Genomic DNA, 15,655 nt, shown 5'->3' on the forward strand with positions numbered 1-15,655 from the left:
GTGGTACGCCAGGCCGCGCAAGCCGGTGTCATGGTCCGCCGGAAGGCACCGAAGAAGGCGCGATGGCCAGGGCGCCGCCGACCTGACGGACAGTCTTGACGGTTCACGCCGACGACACCTGCGCGACCGGCGGCGGCATGATCAGGGGGCCGCCTGGGCCGGAGACACCCGCAGGCTTGGGGCGGCCTGCATGACGAGTTGGCCGTTGACGAGCGTGTGTGTCGCGGTGGGCAGGCCGTGGTGGTCGTGGACGACGACGAGGTCGGCCAGGGCGCCGGGGCGGAGCACTCCGCGGTCGTCGAGGCCGACGATCGCGGCCGGCCGGGCGGAGGCAAGTGCGACCGCCGCGGGCAAGTCGCAGACACCGACCGCGGCCAGTTTGAAGACGGCCCGCAGCAGGGCGGCCGGGGCGTAGTCGGAGCACACGGCGCCGGCCAGGCCGGCCGCGATGGCGTCGGCTGCCCCCAGCCGGTTGATGTGGGATCTGCCGCGCAGCAGGTTCGGCGCACCCACCACGTTGGCCAAGCCGAGGTCGGCCACGGCCTTGGCGGCTCCGATCGTGACCGGGAATTCGAAGACGTCCGCGCCGAGTTCGGCCATGGCCTGGACCGAGGCTTCGGTCGGGTCGTCGTGAGAGGCGAATCGAATGCCGCGTCGGCGCGCCTGAGCGGCCAACGCACGGATCTCGAGCGCCGTCTTGGCGGCCGAAACGCCGTCGCCGGCTTGGATCACCTCCTCCGGCGTGTGGTCCATGGCTGACACCAGTCGCGCTTCGGACCGGCGCAACGCTTCCGTGGCGAGCGCGACCGACCGGGGCTGGGTCACTTCACACCGCAGGTGCAGTTCGTGGCGGACGAGGGCATCGTCTCGAAGCTGCTGAATGGTCGCCCACTGTAGCTGCGCGCGGTCGATGGATCGCGCTCCGTCGTCCAGGTCGATGAAGGCGACCGCTTGGACGGCGGTGGTGATTCCGGCAAGGGCGAAGTGCCGATCGGTTTCGACGAAGGCGAGCGTCGGCTCGAACTCCGCTGAGGGACGGGGTTGCCACTGGCGTTCGATGGCGTCGGTGTGCAGATCGACCAACCCGGGAATGAGGAAACCGCCGCGGGCGTCCAGTCTCGCGGTGTGCCGGGTCGGTCGAGGTCCGAGCGCGGAGATGCAGCCGTCCTCCAGTTCGACACTGCCTTCGACGACTCGGTCGGGGAGCACGATCCGGGCGTTGTCGATGCCCGTGAGCTGCTGCGTGTGGGGTGTGCTCATAGGGACATCGCCGCCGGTGCCGTGTCATGCGCGCTGAAGTCGGCGACGACCGCGGCATGGTCGGACGGCCATGTCCCGTCGGCATCGGCCTGGTTTCCGGCCAGGAAGGCGGATTGGACGTGCCCGCGGCTGGCCGGCGCGGTGTGGTGTATGTCGGTTGGGCTGGTCCCGACGAAGATGTAGTCGATACGTGTGTTGGGCTGGCCGCGAGTGCCGACCAACGGGTTGGCCCGATCCCAGGTCCAGCCGGGGACGGCGGGGTCGAGGAACGACCAGGCGTCGAAGAAGCAGGTCTCGGCCATGTCCGGGGCGCTGGTCTTGCCGAGCAGCAGACGGATCTCGTCGGAGTCGGGCTCGGCGTTGAAGTCGCCGGTGACGATCGGCGGGAACGGGTGTCCGAGCGAGCGGGCGACGACGAAGTCGGTCAGGGCTGCCGCTTGGCGGGTGCGGATGGCCGACTGGGCGAACGGTGCGTTGAGGTGTGTGGTGAAGAAGGGGATCGTCCCAGCGGGCCCGTTGATGAGCGCATGCAGGACTTTGCGTCCCTCGTCCCGGTCGGTCGGGGCTGGTAGCCGCAGTTCGGCCTGTTCAAGGATGGGCCAGCGGCTGAGGATTGCGTTGCCGATCTGGGTCCGGCCCGGTGCGGTCGGCAGAGCGGGTTGCCAGAGCCACTGCATTCCGAGCTGATCGGCGAGGTGGGCGGCCAGGTTGCCGTCCTCGTCGGACCAGACTTCCTGCAGACCGATGAGGTCGGAGTCGAGCCCGCCGAGAGTGGCGACCATGCTCTCGCGTCGTCGGCGCCAGTCACCGTACTTGCTCCACAGATTCCAGCTCACGACCCGAATGTGTTCGGGTCGGGCCAGTTCGGTGGCGGGTGTGTCCACGAGTAGATATGTCCTTTCCAGGAGCTGGGTAGCGGAATCAGGTGTCGTCAGGGCCAGAATCAGGGCCTCTGGCCGAAGTCGAAGCGGTAGCGGATCACGTCCGGCCGGCTCCAGCTGACTCCGTACTCGATCTTGCGCTGGGTCAGGGTGTCGACGACGCAGCCTTCGCTGCGCCAGATCGGCGGACGTCCCTCCAGCTTGAGCGACGTGGCGACCTCGGCGTCGGGTACTTCCATGGTGGCGGAGTTCCACAGGCGTCCGGGTTGGCAGCCGATCGCCCGGAGGGTCTGGTAGAGCGAACCGCCGAAGGCGACTCGCTCGCGAAGATCGCTCGCCAGGGCCGCCGGGATGTGAGTCGTGGTGAGAGCGGCGACCAGCCCGTCGACGTAGCCGAGCCGGACCAGGCGCACCACCTTGGCCGCCGAGGCGAGTTCGAGATGTGTGCGGACGTCGGCGGGCGGCCGCATCAGGTCCACGCTGACGATCTTCGTCTCGGGCACGCCTCCCGCACGCCGAATGGTCTCGCTCCAACTCGGGGCGCCATGGGCGTTCAAGACGAAGTCGATGCGACGCGCCACGAATGTTCCGGCACCGCGCGCACGGCGTACGAGGTGACGACGTTCGAGCTCTTGCAGTGCCGCGCGGGCCGTCACGCGACTGATGTTGTGTCGCGCGGCAAGTTCGTGCTCCGAGGGCAACCGCTCGCCCGGCTGGGCTGATGCGATCTCCTGCTGCAGATGGTCGGCCACCGCCACATACGTCGAGACACCCGGATCGAGAGTTGGTGGGTCGTCGTCGGGGGCGGCGTTCGGGGCGGAGGGGCCTGGGTCTGAGGGCTTTGTCGGTTCCGGCACAGGTGGAACATTACGCCAGAAGGTTTGCCGCTGGTAGCCGACTCTCGAACTTTTCAAGCGAGGTGATAAGGCAACTTCCCCGACCGTGAGCAGCCTGATTCGCCCAAATCTAGGGGTGATCCCGCGGCTCAGACTGTCGCGGTGAACGTTAGGTGAACACACATTCCGCCACTTGATAAGGCATCTCGCGCTTGCTTTGCTCGTCGGCGTGAACCGCGAACGACGCAGCGAACTGCTGGCCGCCGCCGATACCGGGGCGTTGCTCGAACTTGCCGAACGGTGCCTCAACCGCAACGAGTTCCGCGTGGAGATGCCGCCCCGAACGGGCCTGGTGCTGCTGCAGTTGCGTGACCCGATCACCGGTGAACGCTTCTATCTCGCCGAAGTGGTGGTCACTGAGGCCACCGTCGAGAGCAATGGGCACACCGGCTGGTCTCTGCGCATGGGTACCGATCGGCTGGCCGCCCTGGCCGCCGCGGTCTGCGACGTAGAGATCGAGGCGGCCGGGCCATGGGCCGATGAGGTCGTCGCGCTGTGCACGCACACCGCAGCCGCAGCCGACGAACGGGACAAGCAGGAGGAGGCGCTGATGCGCTTGACCGACATGGTGGTGACGCGATGAGCGCGCACCCACCCCACAAACACGTCACTTCGAGCGTCGGTGGCGACCGCGCGACCGAGATCTTCCGGGCCCTGCTGAGCGCTGCCGCGCAGCCCGGCCGGCTCACCGCGCTGCCGGTCACGGAGCGTGCGCAGTACGGCCCGGCCGTTGCGCTCGCCGCGCTCGCTCACCCCGGCACGAGCATCGCCATCCACCCGAGCACCGATGCCCGCGCCTCGGCGCTGGCCGAGCAGATCGCCCGCCACACCGGCGCCCGTCCGGGCTCGATCGAGAACGCGGAGTTGGTTGCCGCCCTGAACGGTCTCGACGGCCCGGCGGCGGCAAGACTTCGCGTGGGCACCGCGTCCGACCCGGGCCTGGGCGCCCAGGTCTTCGTCGGCTGCCGTTCACTGCGGGCCATTGGCGCGTCGAGTACCTCCGTCGACGGATCACTGCGGGCTACTGACTCGTTGAGCACGTCCACCGACGGATCACTGCGGGCCGTCGACCCGTCGAGCACGTCCATCGACTTCGACGTCTGCCTGAACGTGTCCGGGCCCGGAGTCGACGGCCAACGCCGGATCGGGGTCGTGGGCCTTGACCCGGCCGGCGTGGCGCATCGCAACGCTGCTTGTTCGAGCTTTCCCGACGGATTCGACCTGTGGCTGCTCGATCAGGACGGACTGATCTGCGGCCTGCCGCGCTCGACGCGAATCGAGCTTGTCACGGAGGCGACGGTATGACCGTCCAGCCCGCGGACCCGAGACCGGCCGGCCCTGATGACCTCACCGGGCCAGGCGGTCAATCCAATCTGCGCGCCGTGCTGCATGCCGAGCAGCTCAAGCGCGCTCGGCTCGACTCCGCCGCAAGCGCCCCCTTGCAGGACGAACAGATCACCGAGCGGCTCGGTCAGGCTGTGGAGCGCGCGATGGCCGAAGGCGCGGTCTGGTCTCCCGCGCTCGCGGCCCAAGCGGTTCGGCAGGCCGAGGGCGACTCCGTCGAGGCCGCGCACCTGCTGCGCGCCCACCGGCTGCGCCTCCCGCGGCTCGCCGTGACCGAGCCGATCTCGACCGACGAGATGCGACTGCTGCGGCGCATCGTGCCCTCGCAGCAGGGACCGGATACCGGCCCCCAGCGCCTCGGCTCCAGTAGCGACTACTCCGCCCGGCTGCTTGACACCACCTCCGCGCCGCCAACCTCCGCGCCGCTCACCTCCGCGCCGCTCACCGTCGTGCCGCCCGGCGCCGCGCCCGGCCCGGACGCCGGACCCACGGACGGGGACGTCGCTCCCGACGCGCCGCCCCCGCGGCTGAGCGCTCTCCTGCGCGAGCTCGACCTCCTCGCGCCCCGGGATACCGCGGAGGCGGAGCCGCATGACCTCACCCGACAGCCACTGTCCGGACCGACACCGCGGTCCGCTCGCCTGACGATGATGGCTCGCGCCGACTCCACCGCGATCATCACCATGGCCTACCAGACGACCTACGTCGCCGACCACGCGGCGGAGTACCCGACATTGAGCGAGCTGCGCTACGGTCGCCTGCCGCTCGCCGTCCCCCATGGCAGGACCGGCGGCCGGGTGGTCATCGGCACGGTTCCCGTCACCGAAGCCGAGGTGGTCGCGGACCTCGACGGCCCGAACCATGACGAGCGCTACTTCGATGCCGGCTACGGAGCCTGCCTCGGGCATCTGGAGACCAAAGCCATCGCCATCGCCCTGCTCGACGTAGCGGTCGAGCAAGCCGGCCCCGGCAGCACGCTCGCGCACACCGTGGAACGAGGTCTCGACGGCCTGGACGCCGCGGGACTGCTCGCGAGCCTGAAGCTGCCCCGCTACGTCAGCTTCCAGGCCAAGCTGGAGCGCAAGCTGGCCACTCGCACTCGACGGAGCGTCGCAGCTGCCGACGTGGCACAGGGCGGTGACCCGCATGACTGAGCGCACCACGGCTCTCACCCGGCTGCTCCTGGAACCCCGTGACCCCGCCGACAGCCCCGCAGCCACGTTCGCGTTCCTGGACGAGGACACCAAGCGTCGGATGCGTCGCGCGCTGCTTCTGGCCGTCGCCGTCCCCGGATATCAAGTGCCGTTCAATTCCCAGGACATGCCCGTTCCGCGTGGCTGGGGCACCGGAGGACTTCAGGTCACGCTGGCCGTCCTCACGGCCGCCGACGTACTCAAGGTGATCGATCAGGGCGAGGACGACGGCGTCAACGCGGCACACCTGCGCCGCTTCATCGTCAACGTCAGCGACGTCAAGACCACAACCGACGCCCGCGAAGCCACTCTGATCCAGACCCGCCACCGTATCCCCGAGACCGCTCTTGACGAAGACCAGATCCTGATCTCGCAGGTACCCGAGCCCGATCCGCTCAGCATCGTCGAGCCTGACCCGGCCCGCCGGGCCACGATGCACGCCGAGGCCGACTACTGCGACATCTGGCTCGGGCTGTACGAGGACCAGGTCACCCGGGGCACACTCAGCCGGGCCGTCGGCCACCCCTGTCAGGTCGCCGATCACTACGTCATCGCCCCGTCTCCCATCCCGCTGTGGGACATTCCCAGGCTCGACAACGCGCGGCATCTGATGCTCTTCGGGGCCGGTCGGGAAGGACGCGTCTACGCCATCCCCCCGCACACCCCCGTCTCCCCGCTGACCTTCGACGACCTTCCGCTGCAGCACGGCCGGGACAGCGAACGCCGCTGCGACCGGTGCGGGTCGTCCCGGTCACTCCTCGTCGAAGTGCGGGCCGGCTCCGGTTCGCTGTGGGCCTGCAGCGACACCGACTGGTGTCAACGCCACCAGAAGGGCAAGCAATGACCGACTGGGCACTTCGTGTGCGCGGACTGACCAAGCACTACCCGCGCAGGAACCACCGCCGTCGAGGAGACGACGAAGCCCTAACGGCGCTTGTCGCGGCCCGTGATGTGACGTTCGATCTGCAGCCGGGTGAGGCATTGGGTCTCGTGGGCGCATCCGGATCGGGCAAATCCAGCGTGCTGAAGTGTGTTGCCGGTATCCAGCCCGCCACCCGTGGACAGGTATTCCTGCGCAGTGTCGAAGGCGGCACCCGGGACCTGTTGACCCTCTCGGCCGCCCAACGTCGAGCGCTGCACCGCGGCCATCTGGCCATCGTCCACCAGAATCCCGCCGACGGCGTGCGCCTCGATCTCAGCGCGGGTGCCAACATCGCCCGTCCGCTGCTGGCCGCCGGCGCACGCAACTTCACAGCGATCCGACGCGAGGTGGCCGGTTTCCTCGACCGGGTCGAGATCCCCCGGCACCGCATGGACGACAAGACCGGCACCTTCTCCGGCGGGATGCGTCAGCGCGTCCAGATCGCGGCCGCCCTCGCCGGCAGACCACACGTGCTGCTGCTCGACGAGCCGACCACCGGCCTGGACGCCGCGGCGGCCGCCTCCGTCCTGGACGTCATCCAGGACCTCCTCACCGAACTGGCGGTCAGCACCCTCGTGGTCTCACACGACTTCTCCGTCATCGAACAACTCTGCACCCGAACCCTCGTCATGAAGGACGGCACCATCATCGAGAACGCCCTGACCGATCAACTGCTGGAAGACCCGCACCACCCCTACAGCCAAGAACTGGTCTCGGCGGCCCGCGGATGAACAGCCAACACCACAGCGTCGGCCTTCGCATTCGCCGGCTGACCAAGACCTTCACCGTGCACCGTGTCGCCCGTACCGTCATCGGCATCCACGACGTCAGCCTCGACCTGCCCGCCGGCGAACACCTCACCCTCACCGGGCCCAGCGGCAGCGGCAAGTCGACACTCCTGCGCTGCGTCTACGGCACCTACCGGCCCACCAGCGGCCGCATAGTCCTCACCGACACCGCCGGTCAGAACCACGAGCTGACCAACACCAGCCCACCCCAACTGGCCGCACTGCGCCGACGCTTCGTCGGATACGTCTCCCAGTTCCTGTCGATCGAGCCCCGCCGAAGCGCACGTCAGATCGTCAGCACGGCAGCCCGCCGCCACGGCATGGATCCATCGGCCGCCGAGGCGGCCACAAGGGAGCTGCTCGACCGGCTGGCCGTGGACGAACAGGTCTGGGACCTGCCCGTCAGCCTGCTCTCCGGCGGCGAGAAACAACGGATCAACCTGGCCCGCACATTCATCGCACCCACCCCCGTTCTGCTGCTCGACGAGCCCACCGCATCCCTGGACCCCACCAACGCGCACCACGTCATGGCCCAGGTCGAACGCCTGCGCGCCGCGGGCACGACGGTCCTGTCCGTACTGCACGACCCCGAACTCGCCGAGCGATTCGCGACGCGGAGCGTTGCTCTGAGCCGTCCCCGCACCCCCGCTCCGCCCGATGCATCGGAGGTAGGCCGATGACCCGGCCCCCGATCCACCCGACGCCTGCACCGCGCCATGAACTCCACCCCGTACTCCTCGCGGCGGCCGATGCCGCCCAGCGGACCTACCGCGACGCCCGCGCCGCACACAGCCGCGCCGAACTCGAGGCCATCGTCGGCGTCGGTGCCGACGGCACCCCCACGATGTATCTCGACGAGCTCGTCGAAGTGTCGATCATGGAGGCCAGTGCCGCCTACGGTGTCAACGTCCTGTCCGAGGAGGCCGGCTTCCTCGATCGTGGCTCAGCCTTGACGCTCGTCATCGACCCGCTGGACGGCAGCGCGAATGCCGCCGCGGGCGTACCGCTGGCCTGTTTCAGCGCCGCCCTCGCCGAGGAGACCCGCTTCACACAGGCGCTGACCCGCTGGCTGGACGGCAATCGGCAATGGGCAGCCGCCTACGGAGCAGGCGCCGGTCCCGAGCCGCTGTACACCACCGGGCGCCGCGACCTCAGCGGAGCCGCCCTGTCGCTGCTGCGTCCCCAGACCGCGAACCGACCGGCCTGGGAGCGGCTCAGTCGGCAGGCCGGCCGCGTGCGGGTCCTGTCCTGCTCGACCCTCGAATCGGCGCTGGTGCTCACCGGAGCCGTTGACGCTTTCGCCGATCCTGGTGGCGACATCCACCGTCTCGTCGATCTGGCGGCCGCCGTCGTGCTCGCCGGCGCCGCCGGTGGTTGCGTGCTCGACGCCCAGGACCGGCCCATCGAACTCGACCTCGATCTGACGCGCCGGTGGAGTGGCATCGTCGCCGCCACACCTGAACTCGCTCGTGCCGTCCAAGACCAGATTGCCGGGTGAACGGGTCATGGCTGTGTCCCGAGAACCGCGCCCGCCCTCACTGAGCGAGCGGGTCGCATATGCCGCCAACCGGGCCGGCACAGGTGCACGACGCATACGGATCCCGGCCCGGTGGGCCCCGCTGCTGCTGATGAGCCCGGCCCTGGTGCTGCTGGGCACCTTCGTCCTGGTCCCGGTCGTCGTCGTCGCGCTGCTCTCGCTGTTCGACTACGACCTGCTCGCCGGAACCACCCATTACGTCAGCCTGGGCAATTACCGAACCGCTCTGAGCGGTGGCCAGTTGCAGCAGGGTATCCGGCACACCCTGCTGTACTGGCTGCTGACGGTGCCGTCCATCGTCGGCCTCGGTCTGGCGATCTCATTGGCGATCAACACGCTGACCCGCGGCCGCAGCTTCTGGCGGACCGCCTACTTCCTACCGGCCGCGTCAACGCTGGCCGCCATGTCGGTGGTCTGGACCTGGGCGTTCTACCCGACGAGCGGGGTCATCGACTCGGCCCTCGGGCGCCTCACCGGTACCACGGACTGGCTCCACTCGACCACGCTGGCCCTGCCCGCCGTGGCCATCGTCGGCAGTTGGCAAGGCATCGGATCGTCCATGATCATGTGTCTCGCCGGACTGAACAACGTCAACCCGGACCTGCTTGAGGCGGCCCGGCTCGACCGGGCCGGAGCGTGGGCCCGGCTGTGGCACGTCACCCTCCCCGCCCTGGGACCGGCCCTCGTCTTCAGCATCGTCGTCGCCACCCGCAACTCACTCAGCGTCTTCGATCAGATCCAGGTCATGACCCAGGGCGGACCGGTTCGATCCAGCACCACACTGTCCTTCCTGATGTGGCAGCGCGCCATCACCTTCGGCGACATCGGCGGCGGCTCGGTCATCAGCCTGACGCTGCTCGGCCTGGTCCTGGCCGCGACCTTCCTGCAAATGCGCAGCTTCGGGGCCCGGTGGGAATCGGCGGGCCGCCGATGACGACCACCACCGACCCGGCGGGCCGGACCACACGCCCCGCCCGGCGCGCGAGCAGCCGACCGTCGAAGCGACCTCCCACCGCCCGCGGCAAGGCGCACCCCGCGTTCAGGGAACACCGGCGGGCCGCCGGGCAGGCCGGCCTTCATGTGACCCTCGGTTTCGGCGCCGTCATCATGCTCTTCCCGTTCTATGTGATGCTGCGCTCGGCGTTCACGGCCGAGCCCTACATCCTCGACGGCAGCCTCGGCCTGTCCCACCTCACGCTCGCCAACTTCTCGACCGCCTGGCACAGCGCACCCTGGGGCCAGTACTACCTGTCCAGCGTCCTGAGCACCGGCCTGATCTTCGCCCTGCAAATAGTGACCAGCCTCCCCGCCGGCTACGCCCTGGCCCGGCTGCGGTTCCGCGGCGCCCGCATGGGCTTCTGGGTCGTACTCGCCTGTTTCATCGTCCCGACCCAAGTGATCGCCATCCCCAACTACGTCGTCCTGTCCCGGGCCGGCCTGAACGACACCCTCGCGGGACTCATCATCCCCTTCGCGAGCAGCGCGTTCGGGATCTACCTGATGCGCCAGTTCATCCTCTCCATCCCGCAGAGCCTCTTCGATGCCGCTCGGCTCGATCGCGTGGGGCCGGTCGCGATGGTCTGGCGCGTCGTTCTCCCCAACGTCAAACCAGCCGTCCTCGCTCTCGGCGTCTTCAGCGTCATCGGACACTGGAACGACCTGTTCTGGCCCAGCGTGATCCTGCGCACCACCACCCATGCCACCGTGCCCTACGGCATCACCCAGTTCGCCTCGCAAGAAGCCGGCTCCAACTACGGAGCCCAGATGGCAGCCGCGACCCTCGCCGTAACCCCGCTCCTGCTCGGCTTCCTGCTCTGCCAGCGCCACTTCGTCCGCGGCCTCACTCTGACCCGCGGCATCGACTGACCCAGGCGAATCCCCTCGCATCCCCTACCAGAGAGCGACTCAGCCATGAACCTCCACACACCCGTCACCCGCCGCCAAGCGCTCGGCGGCATCGGAGCCCTGTCACTCACCGGCCTGCTCGCTGCCTGCGGCGGCGGCAACTCCGGTGCCAAATCGGCCGGTCAGCAGACCATCGAGCTCGTCACGATCAACTTCCCGCCGTATCTGACCTCGATCGCCGGCCAGGTCGGTTCGGCCTACACGGCACGCACCGGCACCGCCGTCAAGGTGATCAACACCGGCGCCAACGGCTACGGCGCCGTCGACACCAGGGTCAAATCCGACCTCGCAGCCGGCCACACCGACGCGATCGCCATGATCGCGATGAGCTCCATCGGCAACTACATCGACGCCAACCGCGCCGTGTCCCTCGACGGTCTCATCGGCACCAGCCACTTCAACGCCGGCCAGCTCTACCCGTCGCTGCTGAGCTTCGGCCAGTCCGAGGGACACACCTACGCCATCCCCTACTCGGTTGCGACCCTGATCACCTACTACAACGCCGACGCGTTCCGTACAGCCGGCCTCGACCCCGACAAGCCACCGACAACCTTCTCCGAACTTCGTGACTACGCCCAACAACTCGTCTCGTCCAAGGCCGTCAAGTACGGCGCGACCTTCGGCAACGATCACAGCGCGAACGCAGCCTTCCAGAACTTCCTGTTCTGCAACGGAGGTTCGATGCTCAGCGAGGACGGCAAAACACCGCTGTTCAACCAGCAGCCCGGAGTCGAGGTCGTCCAGTTCTGGGCCAAACTGTTCCGCGACGGGCTCGGGCAGACCATGACCCAGGCCGAGGAAGCAGCCGCGTTCGGGCGCGGCGACCTCGGCATCATGATCAACTTCAGTTCCAACATCCAAACCCTGGCAGGCGGCGCCAAGTTCGACATACGCACAGCGCAACTGCCCATACCCGACGGCGGCACCCTGCGCTGCGCGGCCGGCGGCGCGGCGTTCGTCGTACTGACCAAGGACCCACAAGCCCAGAAGGCCGCGATGCACGCGATCACGGAGCTGGTCAGCCCGCAGGGCATCACCACCCTGGTCAAGGCCAGCGGCTACTCCCCGGTCAACAAGACCGCTGCCACCAACCCCCGGTACCTCGGCGACTTCTTCGCCCAGCACCCGCTGTACGCGCCCGGCACCAAACAGATGGACAGCCTCGTCCGCTGGTTCGCCTGGCCCGGCCAGAACTCCGTCGAGATCACCAGCGACCTCGACCAGCAGATGGTGCTCGCCCTCCGCGGCTCGAAGCCGGCCGCGGCAGCGCTCGACGACGCCGCCAAGCAAGCACAGAGCCTGCTCGCCTCATGACCAACACGACCAGCCTCCGCCACCCCACGCCCGAGCACTCCGCGGCCCCCCGCCGCGTCGGCGTGCGCTGTACCAACCTGTCCAAGGCGTTCGAGCACAGCGCACAACCGGCATTGGACGACGTCAGCCTCGACATCCCCGCAGGCGGCATCACCGTCCTGCTCGGCCCGAGCGGATGCGGCAAGACAACCCTGCTTCGGTGCATCAGCGGACTCGAACAGCCCGGTTCCGGACTCATCGAGATCGACGACACCGACGTCACCGAGACCGCCGCCGAAGACCGTGGCGTCGCCATGGTGTTCCAGAACTATGGGCTCTACCCGAACAAGACCGTACTGGCCAACATCGAATTCCCGCTGCGCATGGCCGGCGTCGACCGCACCACCCGCCGCCGCCGAGCGACACACATCGCCGAAATGCTCCGGCTCGACGAACTCGTCAACCGCAAGCCGGCCCAGCTCTCGGGCGGCCAGCGCCAGCGGGTCGGCATCGGCCGAGCACTCGTGCGCGAACCAGATGTGCTGCTCATGGACGAGCCGTTCTCGAACCTCGACGCCGAACTACGCACCACCATGCGGGCCGAACTACTCACCCTGCAACGGCAGCTCGGCACAACGATGATATTCGTGACCCACGACCAGATCGAAGCGCTCTCGGTCGCCGACCAACTCGTGATCATGCGCCAAGGCCGGATCGAACAGGCCGGGCCGCCAGAGCAGGTCTTCGACGACCCGGCCACCGAGTTCGTCGGTACGTTCCTGGGCGGCATGAACATCCTGCCCACCGATCTGCTCTTCCCAGGACTGACCAACGCACCATCGGAACGATTCGGCATCCGGCCGCACGACCTGCATGACGGGCGCGGCACCGACGGTGACCTGCGGCTACGAGCAAAAGTCAGCATGAGCGAGCTACACGGACGCGACCGAGTCGTCCACCTCGACATCGCGGGCCACCACGTCCGCATGCTGACCAACGCCGCGAATCGGCCCCACGGCGACATCACGGTTCACGCGCGCCGGTCCGACCTGGTGTTCTTCAAGGAGAACGGCGCGCGCGCAAACGGCTGATGCCCCAGGACGTCGACCAGAACAAGATGGGGGGCGTGCGGCCGCGGACGCCCCTGCCGTACGCGACAGTGCACCGTCCAGTTCCGTGCCCGCATCGGGGGCACGACCGCACGACCGTCGGCCAACGACCAGACCCGCGAGCGGACTTCGGACCGCTGAGCAGGTCCGGCGAAGTCCGACACGGTTCGACAGCGCCCTGAAGGGGCGCGGGGCTGTATCGATGTGCGGCTCTGCCGCGGTGGGGGTCCCCTGTTCGAGCGAAGCCGAGAACTCGGGGGAGCGACCGGCCACGATGGTGCCGCAGACTACCGACGGCATATCGCGGCACTTCCAGCGGAGCGCTCAGCCGGGGTCGCCGAGCTGGAAGCAGGTCTGGATGACGTCGGGTCGGCTCCATCCCTCGCCGCGGTGCAGCCGCTGACCGGTCTTGCGGTCGACCACGCAGCTGCTCGAATGCCACAGCGCGGGCTGCCCCTCAAGCTCAAGGTGCTTGGCGGCCTCCCCCGGCAGCGCGTCCATCCGACTGCGGACCCACAGGCGCCGCGGCTGGTAGCCGAAGGAGGTCAGCAGCTTGTACATCGAGCCGCCGCGGCTGAGCAGGTCTTCCAGGTTCGGGGCGAGATCGGCCCGGAACCAGACCCGCCCGAACATCGCGATGAGCCCGTCGACGTAGCACAGCCGCTCCACCAGGACCACCCGGCCATTGCGCGGAAGCTCCAGCTGGTCGCGGATCTCCGCCGGGGCCCGGATCGTCTCCGTCTTGATCACCTTCGTGTCCGGCCGGCCTCCGGCCCGGCGGACCGCTTCACTCCAGCTGGGCTGGGACGTCGGGCTGAGAACGAGTTCGAGACGCCTGGCCACGAAAGTGCCCTTCCCCCGGATCCGGGTGACCATGAACCGCCGCTCCAGCTCCTTCAACGCGGCCCTCGCGGTCAGCCTGCTCACCTGATGAGTCTCGGCGAGCTCATTCTCCGAAGGCAGCCGGGAACCCGGCGGCGACTCGGAGAATGCGGCCGCCAGTGAGTTGGCGAGCTGAAGGTAGGTGGCACTTTCGCCAGCCGTCCGCTTAACCATGACCAGCAGACTAGGAACCGGATGTGAAGCCATCTCACTGACAAGGTGAACAGCAGTCGAAGAACGTACTGATAACCCCGCAGGTTCACTACACAAGTCAACTGTTCGCTCTATAGGACGTGCTGCGGTCTTCAACTGCACCTCGCCTGGGACGAGTGCCTTTGAATACCTCGACCGCAAGTTCGAGCTTGCCAGTTATGACGGCGTTCATGCCCAGCTCGGCAAGCTGTTCAAAAGCGGTCCGATCGGCCGGTGAGCCGAGCTTTGCCAACGGCGAGGCAACTGCGATCGTCGACAATCCTTCGTCACGAAAACCATCCATGACGCTGGGCTCGTAATCCTTCGGCAGCACTCGTATCCACCGTGCACCAACGGCGCGGGCGCTCGCTATCTGGTCAACGCCATCGAGAGAGAAGATCCCGATGCCGGCCTGCGGGGAACGCTCGCGGATCAGCGATGCGATGGTAGGTGTGTAAGACGTGAACAGGCTGCGCCCCAGCGCACCGCGGCTCTCTACCGCGCCGACAAACCGATCGATCTCGTGACGTCCGGCGAACTTGACGTCCACGACGATGGAGCAGTCACCCGTCAGCGCCAGGAAGTCATCGAATTCGAGGAGATCGGGGAAGACTGCGCGAGCATCGGACAGAGAAACCGCATCCACGCGCTCGTGCCTTCCGCGGAGGCGGAGGAAATCGTCATCATGAAAGCAAACGATGTGGCCATCGGCCGTCAGGCGAACGTCGGTTTCGAGGATGTCCGCACCGGCGGACATCGCCAGTTCAAACGATCGTGCAGTGTTCTCGATCGCGAGATCGGGTGCGCCTCGATGTCCGATGACAGCCGGAGCGGTGCGATGCGTGTGAGTGTCCAACCAAAATGACATGGGCTGTTCCCTTTCGATACTTGTTGTCAGTGACGCCTGTCCGCTAGACCTGCCCGACGGGCACCGACTGGGCGGGCTCATAGGGTGGTCGCTGTTCTTCGGTGAGCCGCTGAGTGGACAGCCGCTGGCCGTTGGTGTCGAAGAGGTGGATGTCCGCCGGGTTCGCGACGCACGTGATCTCGGCGGGCACCGGATGGTCGGCGTGGATCCGCGCCCGGACCCGCTGGTCGCCGCCGATGCGGAACTGCACCAGGCGTTCCCGGCCCAGCAGTTCGTGTCCCTCCATCGTGCCCTGCAGCACGAGTTCCGCATCGGTGCTGTCCTCGGGGCCGGTCACCACCCGGAGGTCTTCCGGCCGGATGCCGAAGCAGCCGATCCGGTCCTCGGCCAGTGTGGCGCGCAGCACTGCCGGGACGATGACATCCGACCCTGGCGGTTCGAGGATGTTCATGGCGCCGAGGAAGGAGGCGACGAACCGGGTGGCGGGCTGTTGGTAGACGTGTTCGGGTGGGCCGTCCTGTTCGATGTGTCCGTCGCGCATCACGACGAGCCGGTCGGCGAGGGCGAGGGCTTCGGCCTGGTCGT

Annotated in this window: 17 protein-coding genes; 11 read left to right on the plus strand and 6 right to left on the minus strand. The window is 68.1% G+C overall.

The features are described 5' to 3' along the window. Positions 1 to 141 precede the first annotated feature (141 nt). Genes ACWEKM_RS34815 through ACWEKM_RS34825 form a run of 3 tightly spaced genes read right to left on the minus strand, consistent with a single transcriptional unit; the run spans position 142 to position 2,998 of the window. The gene (locus ACWEKM_RS34815; RefSeq protein WP_451625271.1) at positions 142 to 1,260 is read right to left on the minus strand and encodes an alpha-D-ribose 1-methylphosphonate 5-triphosphate diphosphatase; all 1,119 of its coding nucleotides are present in this window, start codon (positions 1,258 to 1,260) and stop codon (positions 142 to 144) included. Continuing rightward, on the minus strand, positions 1,257 to 2,144 hold the full coding sequence (locus ACWEKM_RS34820; protein ID WP_451625272.1) for an endonuclease/exonuclease/phosphatase family protein: 888 nt from the start codon (positions 2,142 to 2,144) through the stop codon (positions 1,257 to 1,259). Before ACWEKM_RS34820 ends, ACWEKM_RS34815 begins: the two co-directional genes overlap by 4 nt. 59 nt (positions 2,145 to 2,203) lie before the next feature. Beyond that, positions 2,204 to 2,998 (minus strand): GntR family transcriptional regulator, encoded by a 795-nt coding sequence (locus ACWEKM_RS34825; protein WP_451625273.1) that lies wholly within the window; start codon positions 2,996 to 2,998, stop codon positions 2,204 to 2,206. A 196-nt stretch (positions 2,999 to 3,194) separates the two neighbouring features. Between ACWEKM_RS34825 and ACWEKM_RS34830 the strand changes: the two genes are divergently transcribed. The 11 genes from ACWEKM_RS34830 to ACWEKM_RS34880 are packed head-to-tail and all read left to right on the plus strand — an operon-like array spanning position 3,195 to position 13,110. Further along, positions 3,195 to 3,620: a phosphonate C-P lyase system protein PhnG gene (locus ACWEKM_RS34830; protein ID WP_451625274.1), complete on the plus strand. Its 426-nt coding sequence runs from the start codon at positions 3,195 to 3,197 to the stop codon at positions 3,618 to 3,620. After that, positions 3,617 to 4,342, plus strand: a complete 726-nt coding sequence (locus ACWEKM_RS34835) for a phosphonate C-P lyase system protein PhnH (protein WP_451625275.1) — start codon at positions 3,617 to 3,619, stop codon at positions 4,340 to 4,342. The genes ACWEKM_RS34830 and ACWEKM_RS34835 overlap by 4 nt, the downstream gene beginning before the upstream one ends. Further along, positions 4,339 to 5,535, plus strand: a complete 1,197-nt coding sequence (locus tag ACWEKM_RS34840) for a carbon-phosphorus lyase complex subunit PhnI (protein ID WP_451625276.1) — start codon at positions 4,339 to 4,341, stop codon at positions 5,533 to 5,535. Before ACWEKM_RS34835 ends, ACWEKM_RS34840 begins: the two co-directional genes overlap by 4 nt. Continuing rightward, positions 5,528 to 6,418 carry an alpha-D-ribose 1-methylphosphonate 5-phosphate C-P-lyase PhnJ gene (locus tag ACWEKM_RS34845; protein ID WP_451625277.1) on the plus strand — a complete coding sequence of 297 codons (891 nt, stop codon included), beginning with the start codon at positions 5,528 to 5,530 and terminating at the stop codon, positions 6,416 to 6,418. Before ACWEKM_RS34840 ends, ACWEKM_RS34845 begins: the two co-directional genes overlap by 8 nt. Next, positions 6,415 to 7,227: an ATP-binding cassette domain-containing protein gene (locus ACWEKM_RS34850; RefSeq protein WP_451625278.1), complete on the plus strand. Its 813-nt coding sequence runs from the start codon at positions 6,415 to 6,417 to the stop codon at positions 7,225 to 7,227. Before ACWEKM_RS34845 ends, ACWEKM_RS34850 begins: the two co-directional genes overlap by 4 nt. Continuing rightward, entirely contained in the window at positions 7,224 to 7,964 is a 741-nt protein-coding gene (locus ACWEKM_RS34855; protein ID WP_451625279.1) for an ATP-binding cassette domain-containing protein, read from the plus strand. Before ACWEKM_RS34850 ends, ACWEKM_RS34855 begins: the two co-directional genes overlap by 4 nt. Further along, entirely contained in the window at positions 7,961 to 8,782 is an 822-nt protein-coding gene (locus ACWEKM_RS34860; RefSeq protein WP_451625280.1) for an inositol monophosphatase family protein, read from the plus strand. Before ACWEKM_RS34855 ends, ACWEKM_RS34860 begins: the two co-directional genes overlap by 4 nt. Positions 8,783 to 8,789: 7 nt before the next feature. After that, positions 8,790 to 9,755 carry a carbohydrate ABC transporter permease gene (locus ACWEKM_RS34865; protein WP_451625281.1) on the plus strand — a complete coding sequence of 322 codons (966 nt, stop codon included), beginning with the start codon at positions 8,790 to 8,792 and terminating at the stop codon, positions 9,753 to 9,755. Beyond that, the gene (locus tag ACWEKM_RS34870; RefSeq protein ID WP_451625282.1) at positions 9,752 to 10,687 is read left to right on the plus strand and encodes a carbohydrate ABC transporter permease; all 936 of its coding nucleotides are present in this window, start codon (positions 9,752 to 9,754) and stop codon (positions 10,685 to 10,687) included. Before ACWEKM_RS34865 ends, ACWEKM_RS34870 begins: the two co-directional genes overlap by 4 nt. Positions 10,688 to 10,732: 45 nt before the next feature. Continuing rightward, positions 10,733 to 12,040, plus strand: a complete 1,308-nt coding sequence (locus tag ACWEKM_RS34875; RefSeq protein WP_451625283.1) for an ABC transporter substrate-binding protein — start codon at positions 10,733 to 10,735, stop codon at positions 12,038 to 12,040. Continuing rightward, on the plus strand, positions 12,037 to 13,110 hold the full coding sequence (locus ACWEKM_RS34880) for an ABC transporter ATP-binding protein (protein ID WP_451625284.1): 1,074 nt from the start codon (positions 12,037 to 12,039) through the stop codon (positions 13,108 to 13,110). Before ACWEKM_RS34875 ends, ACWEKM_RS34880 begins: the two co-directional genes overlap by 4 nt. 342 nt (positions 13,111 to 13,452) lie before the next feature. On the opposite strand, the gene ACWEKM_RS34885 is transcribed toward ACWEKM_RS34880, so the two are convergent. The 3 genes from ACWEKM_RS34885 to ACWEKM_RS34895 form a co-directional block, all read right to left on the minus strand. Then, positions 13,453 to 14,217 (minus strand): GntR family transcriptional regulator, encoded by a 765-nt coding sequence (locus ACWEKM_RS34885; RefSeq protein ID WP_451625285.1) that lies wholly within the window; start codon positions 14,215 to 14,217, stop codon positions 13,453 to 13,455. Positions 14,218 to 14,281: 64 nt separating this feature from the next. Continuing rightward, a complete protein-coding gene (locus ACWEKM_RS34890; protein WP_451625286.1) occupies positions 14,282 to 15,070 on the minus strand; it encodes a glycerophosphodiester phosphodiesterase in 789 nt (262 codons plus the stop codon). 43 nt (positions 15,071 to 15,113) lie between these two features. Continuing rightward, on the minus strand, positions 15,114 to 15,655 hold a 542-nt coding region (locus ACWEKM_RS34895; RefSeq protein ID WP_451625287.1), incomplete at its 5' end, for a TOBE domain-containing protein.

The organism is Streptomyces sp. NPDC004752, assembly GCF_053601275.1.

Bases quoted from the DNA above. Each gene is read 5' to 3' on its own strand.
- ACWEKM_RS34815 (WP_451625271.1), bottom strand. From the start codon at position 1,260: ATGAGCACACCCCACACGCAGCAGCTCACGGGCATCGACAACGCCCGG.
- ACWEKM_RS34835 (WP_451625275.1), top strand. From the start codon at position 3,617: ATGAGCGCGCACCCACCCCACAAACACGTCACTTCGAGCGTCGGTGGC.
- ACWEKM_RS34840 (WP_451625276.1), top strand. From the start codon at position 4,339: ATGACCGTCCAGCCCGCGGACCCGAGACCGGCCGGCCCTGATGACCTC.
- ACWEKM_RS34845 (WP_451625277.1), top strand. From the start codon at position 5,528: ATGACTGAGCGCACCACGGCTCTCACCCGGCTGCTCCTGGAACCCCGT.
- ACWEKM_RS34850 (WP_451625278.1), top strand. From the start codon at position 6,415: ATGACCGACTGGGCACTTCGTGTGCGCGGACTGACCAAGCACTACCCG.
- ACWEKM_RS34855 (WP_451625279.1), top strand. From the start codon at position 7,224: ATGAACAGCCAACACCACAGCGTCGGCCTTCGCATTCGCCGGCTGACC.
- ACWEKM_RS34860 (WP_451625280.1), top strand. From the start codon at position 7,961: ATGACCCGGCCCCCGATCCACCCGACGCCTGCACCGCGCCATGAACTC.
- ACWEKM_RS34865 (WP_451625281.1), top strand. From the start codon at position 8,790: ATGGCTGTGTCCCGAGAACCGCGCCCGCCCTCACTGAGCGAGCGGGTC.
- ACWEKM_RS34870 (WP_451625282.1), top strand. From the start codon at position 9,752: ATGACGACCACCACCGACCCGGCGGGCCGGACCACACGCCCCGCCCGG.
- ACWEKM_RS34875 (WP_451625283.1), top strand. From the start codon at position 10,733: ATGAACCTCCACACACCCGTCACCCGCCGCCAAGCGCTCGGCGGCATC.
- ACWEKM_RS34880 (WP_451625284.1), top strand. From the start codon at position 12,037: ATGACCAACACGACCAGCCTCCGCCACCCCACGCCCGAGCACTCCGCG.
- ACWEKM_RS34885 (WP_451625285.1), bottom strand. From the start codon at position 14,217: ATGGCTTCACATCCGGTTCCTAGTCTGCTGGTCATGGTTAAGCGGACG.
- ACWEKM_RS34890 (WP_451625286.1), bottom strand. From the start codon at position 15,070: ATGTCATTTTGGTTGGACACTCACACGCATCGCACCGCTCCGGCTGTC.